This is a genomic window from Stieleria marina, from assembly GCA_007741555.1.
Classification (GTDB): Bacteria; Planctomycetota; Planctomycetia; order Pirellulales; family Pirellulaceae; genus K23-9.
The window spans coordinates 2273647-2294565 of sequence record CP036526.1; the positions used below are offsets into that span (position 1 = coordinate 2273647).

Below are 20919 nucleotides of genomic sequence, written 5' to 3' on the forward strand. Positions count from 1 at the left end.
GCGTCTCACTGAGTTCCCTCAGCGAAGAGCGAATTCGTTGAAAACTCGTCCAGCAGACCGTCCAAGGCCTCGTCCACCGACTTCTGGTTTTCGATTGGATCAGCATCGGTCTCGGGGCTCAGTAGCGAATCCACTGCTTCCAAACGCGAGCTTGAAAGTGAAATCCCGCTCGTCAACAATTGGTCGCGAGCATCGTCAGCATTCTCTGAAGGGGCTGGTTCTTCAACTTTGGACCGGTTGGAGAACGGCAGATTTATGGGATTTGATGTGGCAAAGGCGGTCGTGACGGCAAATCGGCTCTCGACGCCCCCCGTTGGTCCAGCGATCAATTCGCCCTGAGCCGCATCGGCGATCAATTCGCCCTGAGCCGCATCGGCGATCAATTCGCCCTGAGCAGCACCGGCGAGCAATTCACCTTGCCCACGAGCATTTTGATCCGCCAGCGCGTTGATAACAGCCAGAATGTCAGCTGGCGTGATGACGCCGTTGCCCGTGACGTCCAAGTAATCTGGTGGAGGAGACGAGAACTTGGTCGTATCGCTGACCGGCGTGTCTCCATTTTCGGCCAAGAAGTTGATGACACGCAAAATGTCGATCGGCGAAATGACTCCGTCGGCCGTCACGTCGGCTTGCATATCAGCGAGCGGATTCTGGTAAGCCGATTGATTCAATGTCAGCGAGACAGTCACAAACGTGCTTGCTAGCCCAGCATTGGAATCATCCAGCACTCGGTACTGGAATGTATCGACCAAACCGACCGAGCCAAGTGCGTTGCTGACGTAGGTAAAGGTTCCGTCGGCAGCAACCGAGACCGATCCGAACATTGGATCAGTAACCGTGCTGAGGTCGACCCGAACTGCGTCGCCATCGGGGTCAAAGTCAGCGACATTTGATCCGACACGCAGCAGGCCATTGGCTGGGTTGAGGACTTGAAGCGTTGACCGTACTGGTACGTTGTACGAATCGCCAAATGCGATCGGCCTGTCTTGGACGGATTCAAAGTCGACCGTCATTACATAGCTGACCGTCTGAATCCCGTCGCTAGCGGAAAGCACAATCGTTGCCGTGCCGAACTGGTTCGGTTTGGGGGTGATGATCAGATTGTTGCCAACAATGACACCATCATTGTTGGGGTCATTGTCCGTCAGATTTCTTGGTCCAACCGATTGAATCAGTGGATGAGCATCCAGCTGAGCCTGAGTCGGATTCTGCAAGTTGTCCAGCGAGACAAAACGATACGTCAACGGCTCCATGTCGGGGTCAGTGAAGATCGATCGCAAGTCGACGACCAAGTTTTGGTCTTCGGATCCCACGTACGGATCGGATCCGGCAATGACGCGAGGTGGATCGGGAGTCGGCGTGATCGAAACAGGAACCGTCGTGGTGAGCACACCACCGTTTCCGTCCGATGCGGTTACTTGCAAGTTCGTATCGCCCGAGGCAAACGATGGCAGGCGCAATCGCAGGATGTTGTTCGCTTCGGTTGCAATCAACAACGCTGGATTGTCGGAACTGACTGTGAACGACAATGCGTCGCCTTCTGGATCACGGAACCAAGTCGACAAATCGTAGGTGAATGACTGCTCAGTCTCTTTGCTCTCGTCAAATGTCAGACTTTGAAGTTGCGGGTCACCATTGATGCCAACAAAGATTGGGTTGTCGTTTTCACCGCCAACCGAAATCGTGACGACGCCCGTGCTCGTTTGGTTTGGTGTGCCACTGTCCGTGATGGTGTAAGTGAAACTGTCGGTTCCGCTGAAGAATGCTGGTGGTGTGTAAGTGATTTCACCGGCCGCATCAGTTGTCACGGTTCCGCCTTGGAACGATCCCGATTGAGTCGCTGTCAGGCTGATCGTCTGGTCGGATTCATTCGATGGTCCAGGCAGGTCATTGTCCAATAACACTGATTGGCCAGTCGCCGAATTGATCCCAAACGTCAATGTTTGGCGTTCTTGAATCGATCGTAGATCTTCACCAGCGATTGGAGCATCGTTGACTGGTTTGACTTCGATCGTCACGGTGCCCAAGACCGGCGACGCTTGGCTCAATTGCCCCGCGCCAGGAACATCAGCGACCACGTACACAAACGTGTCCGTGCCGTTGAAGTTAAGTCGTGGGGTGTATCGAACCGTTGTTCCTCCGTTAAGGATTTCGACAGATCCACCCTCGGTGGATTCGCCATTGATGTTGTTGTCCAAACTGCGGACGGACTGGATCACCAGTGGCTGGTCAAGTTCGTTGGCAGGGCCAGCTACGTAAAACGGATCGATCAAGGTTGCTTTTTCGATCAACAATGGAGTGTCTTCGTCGATCGCATCGGCTCCGTCCAAGACCGTAGTCGGTGTGGCCAACAATCGCGGTGGATCGTTGATCGGCGTGACGTTGATCGTGGTTGTGATCGCTCGATTGTTGACAATCTGCGAAGTTGGATCCAACGGACGAACGTCGGTTACTCGCGTGGTGAATTTGACTTCGCCATTGAATTCGCCGACCGATGCAAACGTGAATGTACCGTTGTCAAAAATCGTCAGGTCACCGGCTTTGGTGCTGCCGGAGAACAATGTGAACGTGCCGACGTCGTCAGCAAAGATTTCGACTTGATCGCCATCCGGATCGATGACGGTGTTCAGCAATCCGTCGTCGTTGGTCGTCAACGGTGTCAGAGTACCGTCGCTGTCCAGGGCCGAAAGCGTTCCGCCTTCGCTGACATTGTAAGTGCGATTTGCTTGGGCGTCCGTCAACGTTGGTGGGCCACCTGGCAGAATCAACAGCGAGTAATCTTCGACTTCTCCGCTGAGTGCTAATCCGGTTGGCAACAAGCCGCCTTCGCGAGAGACTCGGAATCGGGCATACGTCGTCAACTTGGACGGGGGGACAGGAGTCGTGTCGGGCACTGCAATCGTAAACGTTTTCGTGACACCACTGCCGGTCGGATCAACAAACACCGCGTTTTGGCCGTTGGCCTGAACCAGCGGATCAGTGGAGTTTCGCAACGATGGATCGATGACCAATTCGCCCGGATCGTCCCAGTCGCCATCGGCATTGAAGTCAATCCAAGCCTGCAAGACGCCCGAGCCGTACACGCTCACTTCGATTGGCGTTTCGGCACCCTTGTTCAGGACACCACCAGGGTTCAATTCGCTGGTCAGTTTTACGCCGTCTTCATCGTCGGCGATGATCTGTAGCGAATTGGCGTTGGGCAGCAAGACGGAGTCAATCGAGATCTTTGCTTGGCTCAAGTCGCTTGATGCGATCGCACGAGCCAAAGCGGCTCCGATGGAAGCATTGGAGATTGACTCGGTAGGTCGAATCGCAATTCGACCTTCGGTGGCCACGTTGTCGAAGTCCAGTTCCAACGTTGCTTGATAAGCATCATCGCCTGTTCCTACGGTGATGGTGACCGTGTCACCGTCCGCCGCGTTGGACGCGTCAATTTGGATGTCGGCTACACCGCCAGCAATCGAAGTTGTAAAAGTCGATCCAAAAGCGGCAGTCGCGGAAACTTCGTCCACGCCGACTTTTACTGTCGTCGCAGGTCGAAGAGGGCTTTCCGCGATGGCTACGTTGATTGCGTCGGCAATCGATGCAGTTGTGAGTGGCAACGTTGGTCGGATCGCGAAGCTGTCTTCATCGAAGATGCCGTCCAGATCCAATTCCAAGATGGCCGAATCGACGCCTGTGTCGATCGTGATCGTGTCCCCGTCGCCGTTAAGAGCGAGCGTCTGGGAGATTTCGATGTTGGCAATGCCGTTGACGACGCTGGTCGTAAACGTGGAACCGCTGCTGACGACGGAGATGACTTGGTCGTCGCCGTTAGCCAGTGGCGTGGGACGTCCATCGAGGTCGACATCGACCGTGCGGCCGAGCGTCAAGTCCGTGCCAATGACGTGGCGTGGACCGTTGTTTGCAAACAGAGTGGGGTAACGCCCAGGAACGTTGGAAACCGGATCCGGTGCATCGCCGAAGTCGACGGCCGAAACCGGCATCAAGATTGTGAACTGCGTTGAAAGGTCCTCGCGGTTTGCTTCCAACGGGTTGCCTGAGAGGTCTTTGATCGCAGGCAAGAAGTAAGTCGAAATGCCATTGCCAGCGAAGCTCAGAGCGTTTTCGACAAACAGGGTGTCGCCACCACGATCGCGCGCCATCAAGGTCGTGAACGGAAGCTGTCCCGATCGGTTGACACCGTTGATGGCTTCTAGGATTGCTAGTTTGACTTCCGTTGCTGTAAACGATGGCGAGATCAAAACCGGTTGAGCTCCACCTGGAACACCGACGATGTTCAGAGTCGGAGCCGCACTGACGTCCACCACGGTTCCAGGTACGTCATTCAGAATGACTTCGCCCTCTGGCGTGGCAACTGCTAGGCCGGTGAAACGTAAAGTACCAGCGTTGTTGTTAATCGCTGCCGCCAAAGCTTGCGCGACATCAAAGACCGAACTGCCAGCTTGGAATGCCACTTGAACGTTTCCGGAAGTGACTCCGCCGCCGACGGTTGCTTCTTCAAATTCAAAGCGAACTTCGTTGGTGCCTTGACGGATAATCAGCAGTTCTTGGTCCGCCACGATTCCGCGTTGCACGGTGACCTGGTTGATGCCAGAAATGCCGTTGGCAGGATCGCCCGCTGTGTTGACACGGCTGGCGTCGACCCGGCCCAATGAAACTTGACCGACTCCTGCCAGTTGAGCGTTCAAGCCGATGTTCTGAGCGTTGATCAGACCCTGCAGAGTCGTCGCAATTTGTGCATCGGTGTCAAACGTGTTGAAAGGAACCACGATGGACAGTGGTCGCTGGGAGCCGTCGGTGTTGAAGCCGCCGTCAAGCGTCTGCACACCGCCTTGATTGGAAACGAATTCAAACAGCACGTCGTTGCCAAACTGATCTTTCACGATCAGCACTTCGCCCGACATGATCGCACCACCACCGACGGTAGGCATGTTCAAGAGCAGCGGTCCAAAGACTTGGATCGTTGATGCTCCAGCGACAGCCGGCGAGCCAGCCACGCTGAGTGAATTGCTGTTGAGCGATAGTCCCAGTCCTTGCTGTCCACCGATCACCAAGCGGCCGCCGCCAACAACGCTAATCGAGTTAGCGTCTAGGCCGGCAATGCCAGTGTTGGTAGGTCCAGCAACGCCAGTGATCGCATCGGCCAACGCATTGGCAAGATCCAAGGACGTGGTCGATCGTTCGATGCCGCTGATTGGGATGTTCGATCCGGACACGCCCGGAGGAATCAAGTCGCCGTTGACGTCACGTTGATCAATGCGATCAATTTCTAAGACGACCGGTGCGCTGCCGTCGTTTGGCGTCAGCGTCAGTGTGTCACCATCAGCAGGTGGTCGTGCGACGCCCACAGCAGACAGACGTCCGCTGGAAACCGCAAGCGAACCGGCTGCCGGTAGGTCCAGGTAAACCGTGTTGCCGATGATCTGAGGGTTCAATCCCAGATTGGCCGAAACGACGCTTTGCAGAATGGCTGTTGCCACCTGAGCGGTCGTCAACGAAGCATTGCCAGCGATATTGACGATCGTGTTGGCAGGGTTGGGTGTTCCGGTGCCATCGCTGAATTCAAACGTGACCGCGGTGCTGCCATTGTCCAGCGTGAAGGTGTCGCCATCAACGACTCCGTTGACAGGGTCTGATCCCGCATTGGGGACCAGCAATCCTAAGGTGCGTGAAAGCTGTTGCAGGCCGGTGCTGTTGGTCGTGACGGTGGCGCCACGTTCGGCACCCATAATCAACTGTTCGCCAACGACTCGGACATCCACGTCCAATCGTCCCGCAGTGACTTCGTTGGAAATCACAGTGGCTGTGCTCAGTGCGATTTCTTCCAAGAAGATTTGCAACTGGTCAGCATCCAACGGCGTCGCCGTCGCTGGCAAAGGTACCGCAACGGTACCGGGCAGCTTGGCAGTGTCGCTGTTGTATTCAAAGACAACTGAAGGATTGACGCCATCGTTGATGACAAAGATATCGCCATCGCGGATGCCGCCGGAATTGGTGCCTTCGCGTGGGACAACCAATGTCAGTGGTTCGGGCAGTTGCAGTTGGTAGCCGGTTTCAAATTCAAACACGACCGTGCCGCCATCGGAATCGGCGATCGAAAACTGATCACCATCGCGAATGTCAGCCGGAGCAGCTGCCGTCACCACGGTGCGGTCTTGGTTGTTCAATGAGATACGATACGAAGCATCGTTCTTCCAGATTCCGGCCAGCGGAGTCAGGGTGATGATGTTTTTGGTCTCGTCGTAGTTGAACGTGTACTGGATGCCTTCGGTCAGTAGCGTGTCGTTTTCAAACAACGAAATGTTTGCACCCGATGGACGAACGCCAGGAATCGCTGGTACGACGACGGTCGAATCATCGATTCCGATACCGGCGAATGGGTCTGAAGCGTCGCCCGTGTCTCGCAATTGAATGCGGAATTCGTCGTACACGCCGCTCGTTAAGTCAATGAAGCTGATCGCCGGATCGGCATCCACGCCATCGGCGTCGTTGTCACGCGGTGCTTCGGCAATCGCGATCGGACCGACAAAGTCAGCTAGTTCACTGGAACCGCGGTCGATGAAGATCGATGCCCCGATACCACCGGGAGGGGCAAAGTTCGGATTGTCAGCACGCAGGATTCCGGCGACATCGATATTGGGTGCCAGGATATTACTGATCGGCAATCCAATCGAGTTCTTCAGATTCACCAGTGCGTCACGTTCGACCAGTGAGCTAACGGACGAATCAATCAGGACGGCACCGTCAGCGGGCTGGAAATTGCTACCTTCGGCATAACGGACCGCAGGATCATTGTCGCCAAGCGTGACATTGAAGTCATCGGTGCCGCCGTTCACGTTGCTTGGTGCAGCAGACGTTGTCAGTCCCGTGCCACCCGTGCCGATCGTGTAGCGAGAGAACGTCAGATCCTGGTTGTGCTGAGTCATTCTCGGCTCGTCGTGCTGGAACACGGACCCGACGACAATCACTTCCATAGGTTTAGGATGCTGGTCCGACCCACGTCGAGCCTCGCCAAATCCGTCGAAGCGAGTTTCCTCACGAACAACGCTTTCGTGCAAGTTCAAGAAAACGTTGTTAAGCAGAGTGGGGCTAGCGCCACCAGCAACCATCACACCCGTCTCGTTAATCAATTGATCCGTGTCGCGATTAGGCTGCGGGTCCAGTCGAAGACCTGCTGCAATCGCTTCGGGACTAAGCGTGATTTCAGCCACGTTTTCGATTAAAGCGTACTGCTCAGTCGAGCCCAGAGTCATCCGGTGCCCGAATCCGAATGTGTTGAAATCAAGTGGGTAGAATAACTCGTTGTCAACGATTCCTTCGCTGCTGAGGAATGTCCGTGGACCCAAGTCAGCGATGAACGCGCTGGAACCATCGATTCCGCCGGCGGCCGCTGCTTTGGCTCGCGGAATGGGGCCTTGGTCGATCACATCGTTCGGGATCGTTGGCTGATTGTTCCCGACGTAGATCGAGCCAACCATGTTTTCGATCGCTTCCATGATGTCCGGCAGTCGGTAGTCAGCGTCGACATCAATTTCGACATAACCCTCTGGTTCCGAGGAACCCGGCACTGGCGAAACGACCCGCCCGACTTGCGTGCCCTGGACGAATAGGAAAATGATCTCGTTGGGTTCAAAGAACTCACCATCAACGGAGTAATCATCGCCCTGATCTAGATTTACCAGGTCAGGAATCTGAGTGATCGTGAACGTCGTTCCAATCACATCGGATCCTCGGATGCCGTCGCGGTCGCTTTCGTCCGTGTAAGTAGGTGGATTGGCTGTTCGACCATTGTTGTCGTGGTTCGCACTGATCACGAAGGAACGCGGTGCGTAGACCTCGATCCCGATGTCGTACAACCCACCGCCTCCGGTGCCTGGCACTCGGCCGGACGAAGAGAACGGATCATATTCGACATTGCCTTCACTGCTGACGCCGACGAAATAGGTACCCGTTTCAGACGCCCTGAAGTCGACAAACGGATCGCGATCATTGACGGCATCCACACCCAAAATCGAGCCCGGTACATTTGGCAGATTTACATCCTGAATGTTCGGGTCCAAGGCACGGCGAACGACAGCGGCCGACTCACGGGGGTCCAAGTGATTTGGGGCGGTATCGTTGCTGCTGATCGTGACAAAAGTGCCCGACTGATCCAGGAATCCAACCGCAACTCCACTGGAGTCAAAAATTCTTACTGCGGTGTCAGGTCCCTGAATGACATTGGGATCATTGGGATCCGCATCGAGAGTGTCGATATCGACAACCAGACGATCACCGACTTCTAAGTAGACGCGGTAGAAATCCACATCGGAAACGCTCTCCAATGCTGCAGGCGTACTGCCCGGGCCTGAATCGGCAAAGAAAGGCCCGCGATGACTGCTGCCAAGTTTGGTGTCGACCGCTTGCGAGAGAAAATCGTTTGGTTCGGCCAGCGGGTCGCCTGGGAAATTGGATTCAGTTCCGTCGTCGCCGTAGATTGTATTGTTGACGATCCGAGCAAACGGTTGGGGAGCCTGGGCTAGAGGAGCCTGAGTGATCGTTAACTCACCAAAGCTTCGGCCATCACGGAAATCTTGATAAATACCACTTGCACCAAAGATGTAAACGGCGGGTGACGAGAAATCCACGTCCGTGCCGGTCGGTGTACCAAACAGCGACGGGCCAATCTCAACTTCAACCAATTCGGCTAGCGAATTGGACATCAAGATACTGCCCTGAATTGATTCGCGAATTGAATTAGCGACTTCTACCGCAGTGTACGGTGTGACCCGACGAAGATACTGCGACGCAGGGTTGCTGTCGGTGTGACGAATGTAGACCGGGACGTGTCCATCTCGGACGCCATCACCACCATCGGTAAGACTACCGAATGGTGCTGGGTGATTCGTAGGAATGTCGCCCTGGCTAATGTCCTCAAATTCAAACACAACGCGTGTTCCACCAGCATCAATTGCAAAGGTCGAACCATCAGTGATAAAGTCGCCTGAACCGAAAAATTCAGTTGTCGTTCCGGTCGTAACCAGCGCGTCGACCGGCGGGATGATCATAAACGGATTGATGTCTCCATCAATCTTGACGCCAGCGAATTCGGCCTGATCGATGGTGTTGTTCTGGATCACGATCCCTGGAGCCAATCCACCCAGCACACTGTCATTTAGTGTTGGCAAATTCCTGACGGCACCTGGGGATGAGTTGCCCAGATGGAGCGTGTCCAGGTAGGGATTGTCAAAGTTGTGGCTTGGGTCAACTTGACGTTGTCCCGGTTCGGACCAAACGCCGATGCCGCGGACATCACTGATCACGTTGTTTTCAACAATGATCTGTCCCTGGGTGCGAAGGAAGTTTTCGTCACCGACGCCGTCGTGCAGAACAGCCGGAATCAGCAAGTTGCCATCCGGTCCGGTCGTCAAAGCTGTGCCCGTTGCCGGTGCGTCATTCGCCGTGGTCAATGCCTGGAAGGTGCCCGTCGCATTTCCGCTTAGCGCCAATCGGCCGTCCGTCGCACTTTGGACATCCAAGCCACCTGACGTAGAAGCTTCGATATTGATCGCCGTTTGGCTGTTCAGTGCGGTGCGTATCGACTGAGCGACTTGCGCCGCCGTGTCCGTGACCGCGAATGAAACGCGTGTGTTTCCAAACGTCACGTTGGCATCGGTAGAGAATTCAAACGTTTGATTCGATGCCCCATCGCCGATGACAAATGTTTGCCCGTCTGAAATCTGTGTTCCATCGGGAGCTACCAATGTCACGCTGCGGTTGTGACGATCGTTGGTGTCAAAGCTAAAGTCCAACTGCGTGTTGCCACCACCGGTTGCCGTGGCGTAGTCGGTGCCGTGACGCATCTCCAGCTGATATTCGCCCGATACCGCACCAAATCCGGTGCCGATGAACGATGCATCGGAGCTGGAATTGAAGATCGTTTCACCACGTTCGGCGAATCCAACAATGAAGTCATCCAGGAATAATCCGCGCTCGGTACTTTGCGGGCTCGAGTCCGCGATCAGTCCGTTAGTGACATAATCGACTCGAAGTCGAACGCCCGATTCGCCGGCAAAATCTCCCAGCGATAATCGCAACTGACGCCAGTCGTCAGCCACGTTGTTGCCTGCGTCGTTATCGCTTGAGAACACATGGATCTGTGTTCCGACAGGATCACTGTCAGTCACGATCGATAGGGTCGCACTGTCGTCGCCGATGCCGCCGGGGCCCGGGACAGGCTGGAACAGACGATTCAGATAAAGCGTTGGCAGGTCTTCGGGGACATATCCGCTCAGATCAAACGCTTCGCTCAGAACTGAACCGGGAACCGCATTAGCGATTCGGTCAAACGCAATGACTTCTTGACCATTGGAGATTTGTGTCGCACTTGGCGGCAAGACGTGGTTGCCGACCGAAACGTGCAACGTATAGCTCTGCAGTCCACCGGTAACCGCGTCATTGGTCGTTCTGACGCCAGTCGCATCAATTGCGTAGGTCGTGCCTTCTTCCAGCACACCGACGTAGTAAACACCGGGTTGCAACGTGGCGCTTATGTACGGATCCAGCAGCGAATTACTGCCACCCGCACCGTTGTTCAAACTGAACGAATCGGTGTTTGGATTGGAAAAAGCATTGAGTGCTTCGCGCAGTGTGCCCGGATTGTTTGGGTCTTCTTCCAAGAGTAGTAGCGTCGCGTCGACGCTGGACTGATCGAAATTGACAGGTGGAGTCACCGGATCGCCATCGTCGTCGATTTCACCCGACGTGTCGTAGCCATTGTCGATGTCCAAGATGACACGCTGGGAGATGTTCTGGCCGTTGGTGGTCGGAACAATGAATTGGTAGAAATCTGCCGCGTCGTTTGCCAGATTGCCAGTGATCGAAACATGCGGAATCGTGGTGGCGGTGCTCTCAGCGCCGAAGCCCTGTGCATTTCCGCCGATTGAAAAATCGTCCGCGAGGGACCAGTTTTGCGATTCCAAGTCAGCGCTGAACGCCTGACCGAAAATGATGTCGCTTTCGGCGTCGTTGCCACCGGTGACCGTAAACTCAGAGATTCGCGGTGCACCGCTGATGAAATTCGGTCCCGTGGTACCGTCGAAGTGGTTCGGTTTTCCGTGGCCCAGCGAACTATCCGTCGCGATCGAGAAACCCGATCCTACCAACGATGAATCGCTGAACAATCGATCGATGCTGGGGTCATTCTTGGTGCTGTAAGATTCTGGGTTTGCACGGTCAACGCGATCTTCAACCAATCGGTCAACCGAGTTGATCGGTTCGCGAAGTGTGTTGAGCAAAGCAGTGGGACTGACGCCATCGGATGTCACGGCGACAAAGTAGGTGCCTTCGGGAAGGGCAACCGGGCCAATGAACGGGTCGCCATCGGACACCGATCCTCGGATCAGTTTTTCGATCGCGCTGTTTTCGCCGCCAGGGCTGGTCAAGTCATCGGCGATGTTACTGCTGCTGCCAAAGAAAACCAGTCGTGGTTCAAAGCTGCCAGTTCCGCCGTACTGAGGAATTCCATCAGGGTCATAAAAGATACTGATGTTAGTATCGGGACGATTGAAGCCAGCGGCATAATCAATGTCAAAGATCGTTGATTGGACACCGGTGCCGTTCGCGTAGTCTACCTCGAAGTGATAGAAGTCCACGTCGCTGGCCGATGCCAATGTTCCGCCGACGCTGATCACATTGCGATTGCCATCGACTAGGTTTCCGACGTATTGACCGCCGGATCCTGGGACAGTGCCGACTGGCGTATCGTTACCGGCAAAGAAGTTGCCGTTTTCGTTTTCCTGAGCTTCACCCAACAGTGGGGACGAGCTCATCAGGCCTTGTACGTGAATACCGGTGTTGGCGTAGCGAATGTCGCTATAGCGAACAACGCTGCCGGGGAATTGTTGCGCTTCGGTCAAACGTGCTTGGACGCGATAATTGCCGCCCGTGATTCCGCCTTGTGCGTCGTCAGGGTTGATGGAGGCACTACGAACACGGAAGAAGTAAACGCTTCGAGAACCGGCCGATGTGTTGCCAGCGAGTCGGAAGTGAATTCCAGCATCACGCGTGTTTGTCGAACCAAAGTCTTCGTAAAGTCCGCCTGCTCCGCGTTCGGTGTACTGTTCGTTGCCAGCTTGCAATGACGTCGTGACGCCTTGCAAATCAGGGTCCAGGACGGTCAATGGCGTTGGTGAGACGAGTGCCGTTTCGGCGGAGCTGTCGTCGCTCCGTGCAAGCACTGCACCGGTTTCGTCCAGCAGTTCGATGACGGTGTCCAATCCTAAGCTGGTTTTGTCGATGTCAATCCAGACTTCGGTGCCCGGTGATCCGATGAAACTGTAAACATCCACATCGGTCGTTCCACTCAAGAAGCCTTCGACTTCAAAACCCAAACGACGGACATGGTCGCCCGTGTTCACATCGGCAGCCAGTTCGCCTAAGAACTGAGCGTTTTCGACGGTTGCGTTCAGTCCAGGAGCGACTTCGGTCGAAAGTTCCAATTCTGGCAAGACAGGCACGTTGTAATCATTGCTGTATTGGTCCAACAGAATGCCACGCCAGTCATTGGCAAACGGACGCGAGAACAGTCCGTCGCCGTCGTGGTCAGTGAACTGCGATCCGTCCGGCTTCAAGCCAGCGCCGGCCGTGTCGTCTTCTAGACTGGTCAAGATGACCGGGCTGCCGGGCAGTCCGATGATGTGGACACTGCCGCCGATGCGATCGTCGATGCTGGCGGTCGATCCGGTCGCGGTAATGCCGGTGCCTTCGGTCGCGCTGTTGGGACCGCCGGGGCCCGAGAACTTCACGACCAAGCTTTCGTCAGGACGGCTCAGCAAACGGAGTCCGCCCGAGCTGTGGAAATTGCCAACTTCGATGTTGTCAAACAACAAGTGTGCAATGTCGGTGTCGTCAAAAATCGTTTCCGTCGAAATCGTTCCCGCACGAACTTCCAAACCAGACAATTGAATGCCTGGATCGCTCAGATCAACGGGCAGATTCAAGAAGCGATTGAATCGGATGGCTGGCCCATGGTTGTCATCCAAAACGGCATATCGATCGATGTCACCCGTCTGGCGACCAAGGTCAATGTTGTAGTCGCCGTTGAGCGATTCGATGTCGATATCGATCACTGATCCGCGGTTGTCCACGAAGGTGTTGCCGGCAATGATCGGCTGCGATCCGCGAACCATGATCGTGGCTTCGGTAACCGCCAATCGTCCCAGACGACCGGCAGGTCCAGCGCCGTCTTGGCCGTCATCATTGAACTCAAACGTGGAGTTCGTGATGCGGCCATCTGCCTGTTGCAGTTCCAGCGCCAAGAATCCTCGGGCCAGTCCGCCTTCGATCAGGCTGATACCACCTGCATACGAAACCTGTGCGTGATCCAAGCTGACATTTGCACCCGGCCCGGCGTAAATACCTGACCAGTCGCCACGCCGCGCGAGCGAGTCGCCGGTGATGCCGTCATTGTTGGTGTCGAAAGTACCGCCGGTACCGAAACGGTCGTCCAGCGAGCTGGTGAAGACGACCGGATTGCTGCCCAAACCTTCGGCCAATAGCTGCGTGCCGTGTCCCAGTTCAATGCGTGCACCGCGTAGTTTGACGATCAAACCTGGATCAAGAACCAGTGAAGCATCCAGTCGACCACGCACACCTTGGCGCGTGAGGTCCAAGATGGCTTCGCCTTCTTCGCCACCATCGACGAATCCGGATGATGATGCGTCTAGATCGGCAACCAATCTGAATTGGCCCGAAGCATCCGCGCGATACAGACGCCGCGACACGTAGTCGGTGTCCGCTTCGACTTGCACCAATGTCGACAGTTGAACGCTGGAAAGAGGGTTCGTGACGGTGATGCTGAACGAGTCGGCGCTGGCCAACGATTCGAAACCGTCGTCGTCAACGAAGGTCATTTTGTACTGATAAGTCCCGGGCGCAAGCACGCCTCCGGCCAAGACTTGTCCGGATACCAAGGCCATTGACGGAGCGATTCCGTCAACGATTGATCCGCCTGGTTCTGCTGCGACGACCAGATTTTCGGAGACGTAGTGGACGACGTCGATGTCATCGAAACGTCCCGCGATCGTAAATTCTTTGGGACGTTCGGTCGGCGTGGTGGTCGCGCGAATGAACACTCCGTTGACACTGTTGTCGACCAGCTGATTGCTGTGCATCTCTGGGCCGACGCGATCGTAGTCGGCGGTAAACGCACCGGCTTGCTGGAACTCAGGTGCCTGGTAACTGGTTTCCTCGAAGCTGTTTGGCGCGGCGCTGATTGCCGAGTCGGCACTCTGAGTGATTTCGTTGAACGTGACCGTCGGCCGCATATTCACGATTTGAATTGGATTGACCAACTGTTGGACCGAGTCAATCAAGACATTGCTACCACCGCCGTAACGGATTTCCGCGTGGTTGACCCGCTGCAGGAAAATGCCTTCATCTTCGTGGTCTCGTCGACCTTGGGCTTGGTCCAAGTCACGGCGATAAATGATGCCGCCCCAGTTGCCTGGCGTCGCTGCTGCACTGATTCCCGACGCATTAGCATCGGCCTGTCGGTCACGCGTGCTGGTGAAGATGACACTGCCGTCGTCGTAGCCCGGAGCTTCGACGTTTTCGCCGCTAATCAGGGTTGTCGTTACAGGGTCGCCTTCGGCGCTTAGCTGAACCAAACGCGGTGTTCCCAAGACTTGCAAGACACCGCCGCTACGGTCCACTTGCAACGTGCTACTGCCGATTCCGATGAACGAATTGCGCAATTTCAAGATCGCGCCGGCATCGATAATCGTTGTCACGCCTTTGGGGACTTCCATGTTACGGCCGTCTTCCAACGTGGTGCCGCCGGTGTCGCTAACGCCGATTTGGTAGCTGAAGTTGTCTTCTTCGGTCGCTAGCTGATTGTCCAAACCGCCGTTGCCGACGATGCGCACAATGTCGCCTTCGATTGCACTTCCAAATGCGTTCGCGACGACAGGGTTGGTGATGTTATTGAACGGACGAGCCAAACTACCGTCGGCTTGAGGCCCGGCTGTTTTGTCGACAAAGATGTTTCGCCCAAGGGCATTGGCACCGCGGAAATTCGTCGAGAAATTAACGCTTCGGTCGCCCGTGAATTCCAGCGTCGCCCCATCGCGAGACACGGTCACACCGGTTTCGCCTGCCCGCGAATTGATGGCGGCTTGAAGAGCGGCGGCCAAGTTACCAGGAGGTGTTGGGAAGCCGATTCCACCTGGCGTGTAGCTGACTTCGATATTGCCAGCGGTCGGTGACGAACCGATCGGAGTGAATTCGAACGTACGCACCACGCCATTGGCACCAACCAAGCGGACGGTCTGACCCGGCACGATTGCATCGCCGCTGTCAGTGAATTCGACGATCCGATTCAGCGGACGAGTTTGGAACCAGAAGTTGTGGACTCCTCCCGGTACACCGTCGCCGTCGCCATCCAAAGCAGTGCCAGGGACATCGGTACGATCGCTATCGAGGTCGCGAATCACATCGACTTCATCGACCTGCGGTTCAAACTTCAGGTGCAGGTCGTACCGGCCCTGAGTTCTGCCTCCGAATCCACTGTCAGGAATCGTTGGGTCATACTGGTCGTTGCCGCTTGCTGATACGCCAATGAAATAGACGCCTTCGCCAAGCGATGCTTTGATTCGCGAATCTTCGCTAAAGTAGTCATCGTTTCGGCTCAGTTTGACCAGCCCGCCACCATCTAGCAGCAGAGGTGAATAATCAATCTCGCCAGCGCGCAGAAGCTCGGTCTGGCCATTCAGAATTTCGGCACGGAACAGCGAACTGGACAAAGGATCGGAGTTGATCGCAGCGACGACTTGGGCTGCTGAGAGAGTCGCGACATTGGGACCGATGCGTGGCAGATCGATGATCACGGCATTGGCGATGCGCTGTCCAGTCGAATCCAACGGCACACGGATCTTGACGCCGATGTCGTTGGCGAATCGATCGGTCTGGATGAATTGCAACTGCGAGTTATTGCCGCTAAGGCCCGGCAACATCGAAGTGATCTGAACGTTCAGTTCCGGCCCCAAGCCAAGGCTGGTGTTGGCCGTTGCGGAGACTTCTTGGAACAACGTCAGCGATGTGTCCAGCAAGCTGGAATCGGGCAGGCGTTCTGCAAAGGTTTCGGCAGTCAGGTCGCCGACTTTGTCTGGGTCGCCTAAATCGACCTCGAAGCGGTAGAGGTCGACGTCGATGCTGTCCGTACGGTGCACAAACTGTCCGTGCAACACGTCCACGTTACCAGGAAAGACAGGTTCCAGATCCGTGAGCGAATCGATCGACGAAGTCGCGCCGATGTCCAAAAACGACGGATCAAAACTCATGATCGTAGGCGCTTCCAGATCGTTGGACTGATTCAGACCCAACAACAATCCAATGCCCGCGACGGCTTTCCGAGTGAAGTCTTCACCGTACGCAGTGCCGAAGACGACTTGGTTGCTGAACACCAATGCCGAATCGACAAAGTCCGGATCGACGCGAACCGCGGCATCCAGTGCACGCGCATCGGTCGCTCGGACCGTACCACGATTTTGAAGATCGTCTGTGTCGCCGAGCGCAAACGTGATGCCTTCGGCCTGCGTTTCGCGGAACTGAACACCGATCTCTTTGGACCAGAGGTTCAACGCTTCGCGAATACGAACTTTCTGACGGTCGGTAATCTGGTTCAGAAATTCGTTGCCAGATCCATCGGTGTCAAAGATGCGATTGAAGTTGTACGCAACCTCGGTGACACCATTGACGGCATCAGCGCCGAACTGCGAATTGATGTGTTCGACTTCGTCGGTGTGACCCGGATCGTCTTGCCCACCGGCCAGTTCGATTGCGTAAGGCTTGGGCGAAATCGATTCGCTCAGCACGATGCTTTTCAGCGCCGTATTGGTCGTCGGGTCCAGCTGACCGAACACACCGACGTCCAACGAAGTGCTCAACGTATCGCCCGCTGCATTCAATTGCAGCGCCGCGGCGCCAATGACACTTCGAGGCACGATCAAGTCGCCACCCTGCGCCGTGTCGCTATCGACGGCAAAGTTGACAACGATCTTGTTCGCTACTGCCGCAGTGTTGGCGGCGACTGTTTTCAAATCACTGACGGTGGGCGTGCTGCCACCAAAATCAAACACGACGTTGCCATTGACATCGACCGTTGCGGTCAACCCGCCAACGGCGCTGTCTACGAAGCTAACATTGAAGCCGCCGCTGTTTTCGCCAATGCCGTTTGCAGCATTCGCCTCGAAACTGACTCGCAGCCCTGGATGCTGAAAATCAGTGACTGCCGATGCCAGGACGTCTTGCTCGAACGGCACCAGAATCAGGTCGACGTCATTGTCGACCGCAGTACCAATTCGCAGACGCCAGGTGCCGCCGCCGGGATTGCCGGAGAGTTCATTGATGTCGTCAGCAAAGATCAATCGCGACGTATGAGTCGCAGCATCGTAGACCACGTCGATCGGTTCGATTCGCAAATCATCCGTCGTCCGTACCGTCTCTTGTGTGAACAGCAACTGATAGAAGCGAGTGTTCTCTGCACTTCGCGCAGTCGGGTTTCCATTGGCGTCGTCTTCGACGAAGAGTTGGTCTTCGTTGAAGTAGACGACAATCTCATTTCGGTTCTGTGACAGGGAACCATCGGCAAGTCGAATCACGGGCTGAGGCACAACCGATTCGACCAAGCCACCGAGCTTCAGTTCAAAATCAATGACTTCGCTGCGCAAGCTTGGATCGCTTGGCATGAAGAATTCGTTGTCAAGATTTCTTAGTCCTTTGACTCCCAGAGCATCGTCGTCATATCCGAAGACTTCGATGCGATAGTTGTCGTCCGGCAGCGCTTCGACGAATCGAACCACGACCTCGTTTTCGTTGGGATCACCCAGTGTCACCAGACCCGGATTGATGCGCACATCGTCAGCCGTATTGAAGGTGCCGTCAGGGCCACTTCGAGTGATACGGATTCCGTCGGTTGTGTCGGTATCGATCCGCTGTGCTTCGTCAAAACCGAATGTCAGCACGCGCGGCGCGGTGTCGCGCTGCGTGCCGTCTTCGATCAACGCACCTTGATTGGGTTGGATCCCGATCAGTTGCGGTCCAGCCAGAAGCTGTCGCGATTCCAGCGTCTCCAGGAGATGCTTGCGGCGGGCAGTACGTTTGGAGCCGGTGGTGTTATCCCGACGAAGTCGACGCATTAAATCAGATGAGCGCGTCGTATTTTTTCGCTTACGCGAGGTCATAGACCGTACCTTCCAAGCAATGTCCTAAAGCAAGCGAATTCCATGCCGAACTTTTGAACAGGTGGGGGTGAATGTGTAAAAGGACCAGCCCAACGCCAAAGCTGCAGCAATGAGTTGGGTGGGAATAGGGTCATAAATGGCGAATCATGGTGGAGCTGTGTTGCAGCGCCAAACACGTCGCTGAGTATAGTTAGGCCCGAAAAACCCGCAAATACATCGTTAACCTAGGTTACGAAACGAACGCAAAACGGAGGGAAATTTGGGCTAGTCGTAACGACAATGACGTTCGCATGAACACGAGCTTTCACCCCCCTGCCGGAGAGTACGAGCCCTGTCGTGCGACCACAATCTCGCTTGCGGCATTTGACGCCTAAGACGTCGAATAGTTCCCAAAATCCGGGTTTTGCTGGCCTGTCTCAAGCCGTTTACCGGCCGAACGTGGCTCGGTCGCCTTGAGAATCTGCTTTTGCCTGCAAATCAGAACGCTTGAGCGTTTTGTCTGGCTGCCTGGGGACCGATCGGAGGAGACGCAAATTTGCCGTCAAATCGAGTTTTTGTGGCTCGATTGCATCAGGTCTGCCGCTAATACGGGGGATCGTCCATAAACGGTGACGAATCGCCATCACTGTCGTCATCGCCGTCCAGGCCGTCATCATCATCCGACAAATCCGGGTGCAGGGGATCGTCCTGATCAAAGAAAAGGTCCGCCAAACCCAGCGGAACGGCATCCCCCCCCAATGTCCGTCGCTGACGCTGGGCTAATGCTTCTAAATCGATCGCGTCTTCTCCCAGACATTTTGCCAGAGATTCTTGCCAAGCGGCGTCTTTGGACACCGGATGAGTCGAATCTTGCATCATTCGCTTCAACGCGTATCGCAAAAGGCTGATTCCATCCCGCGGCGAAAAGTCTAATTTCAGCCGATGGGACTCCTGCAAAAAGTCCACGGTCATGGCCAGCATGTCGGCTTCGGCGAACGGCAGGTGGTACTGCAGGATCGCCATCTCGTCTTGTTTGTTGGGAAAACCGACTTCCAAAGTTGGTTGCAAACGGCTCAGGATGTAGTCGGGAATCTCAAACGTTGATTCGTCTTGGTTCATCGTCACGGCGGCACGAAATCGGCTGTCCGCGGCAATGGTGATGCCAGCGACAATCGATTCGACATACCGACGCGAATCGAAAAGTGGGGCAAGCGATGCCCACGACTTTTCGTTCATTCGGTTGCCTTCGTCCAGCACGCAAACGCCACCACAGAGCATCGCCGTGACCAGCGGAGACGCGTGGTAAGCGATCTCGCCACCTTGGCTTAGCACCGGCGTGATCAAGAGGTCTTCGGGGCGTGTGTCTGCGGTGCACTGATAGATAAACAGGGGACGGCCTTGCGCGGCGGCGCCCGCAATGGCGAGCTGAGTTTTGCCGACGCCAGGCGAACCCAGCAGGCGAGGCGTCAAAGGCAAGTCGGCGTCGTCTACAGTGATCCAACACGCCAAAAGCTGCATCAGGATTTCTTGTTGCCCAATCCACTGTCCCGGACCTTGGAACGGCTTGGCCAGTCGCAGAGAAACTCCATCGACTTCGATGGATCGGGGCAATGCTTCTGCGGCGCCCGCCGAAGGGTCTTCATCGTCGTTCTGCGAATCAGTCACAAGCTAAGTCCTGGTTACTTTGCATCGGTTGATTCGGAAGTCGAATCGGGGTGGGGTGGATCGGAAGCAGGCTCTTCGGCGACGTTTGCAATTTCTTCTGCAGTCGCGGCCTGGCCACCGTTAGCGATATCTTCTTCGTCTGCAATTAATTCGCCAAGAATCGCGTCGATGTAGCGATGAATCGAATGGTCAGTGAAGTGATCAATTTTCCAAAGCTTTAGGCTGCGTAGAAAGCCTCGCCAGCGATCACGTCGTTTCATGATCAGTCCCAGTTTGGCGAACTGCCCTTTACGATTGATGTAGACCTCACTGCCGCAGTGTCGGTAGCCCAGGAACGGGGGGGGGACTCGCGTTACGATGTCGTTGTTGTTGACAAAGCGATAGTGATCCAATTGGACGTAATTGATGTAGCGTTTGTCGCCGACACGTGGACTGCCATAGGTAAACAGTCCCATCGGATTGCTGGGAATGTGCGACAGATAGCACCGGCCGGCAGAAATGGTCGCCATCGCGCCGCCGAGTGAATGGCCGCAAAACCAAAGCTCGTGTCCATTATCGATCAACGCCGTTTCGACCATCGGCCACAAATCGTCGACTTCTTGTTTGAACCCGCGGTGAACTTTGCCAGCGGTTTCGGCCAACACACTTCGTGCGTTGGCATCCGCTTTGATGTCGTTCCATTCGTTCGGTTCGGTGCCTCGGCAAGCGATGACGCAATCGTGATCGTTGCGGAATCGGTAGGCTTGCGATCCGTCGCGATCATAAAACGTCACGTCCGGGAAACCGGCCATCGCCGCAGCCACGGTTGCTTCGGCTTGGCTGTTGTAGGCGATCATCGCTAGTTCGGCGAACAATAGCGACTTACGCAAGAAACTCAGCTCCTTGATGGGCGTCGTCACATTGGAGTGAACGACCAAAGGAACTTCGTCGTGTTCTTGAATCATCTTGCCGACGGGATTTTCCATCAGTCCAGTGGCCCTTCTTTTTGTCGACCAGAAGTCGTAAGCGAGGTTCGCGTACGGATTGAATCAGAGTTAAGAAGATAACACGG

Annotated in this window: 3 protein-coding genes; all 3 read right to left on the bottom strand. The window is 55.4% G+C overall.

What is annotated here, in order from left to right; all coding sequences use genetic code 11:
- Window positions 1-5 precede the first annotated feature (5 nt).
- The 3 genes from K239x_RS07830 to K239x_RS07840 all read right to left on the bottom strand — a co-directional run bounded on the left by K239x_RS07830 (window position 6) and on the right by K239x_RS07840 (window position 20833).
- Window positions 6-18179, bottom strand: coding sequence for a tandem-95 repeat protein (locus tag K239x_RS07830; RefSeq protein ID WP_145417286.1), 18174 nt, complete (start codon window positions 18177-18179; stop codon window positions 6-8).
- Window positions 18180-18806: 627 nt separating this feature from the next.
- On the bottom strand, window positions 18807-19868 hold the full coding sequence (locus K239x_RS07835; protein ID WP_145417288.1) for an AAA family ATPase: 1062 nt from the start codon (window positions 19866-19868) through the stop codon (window positions 18807-18809).
- 14 nt (window positions 19869-19882) lie between these two features.
- Window positions 19883-20833, bottom strand: coding sequence for a lipase family protein (locus K239x_RS07840; RefSeq protein WP_145417291.1), 951 nt, complete (start codon window positions 20831-20833; stop codon window positions 19883-19885).
- Window positions 20834-20919: the final 86 nt, after the last annotated feature.

Coding starts and splice junctions, on each gene's coding strand:
- K239x_RS07830 (WP_145417286.1), bottom strand. CDS start 18,179: ATGCGTCGACTTCGTCGGGATAACACCACCGGCTCCAAACGTACTGCC.
- K239x_RS07840 (WP_145417291.1), bottom strand. CDS start 20,833: ATGGAAAATCCCGTCGGCAAGATGATTCAAGAACACGACGAAGTTCCT.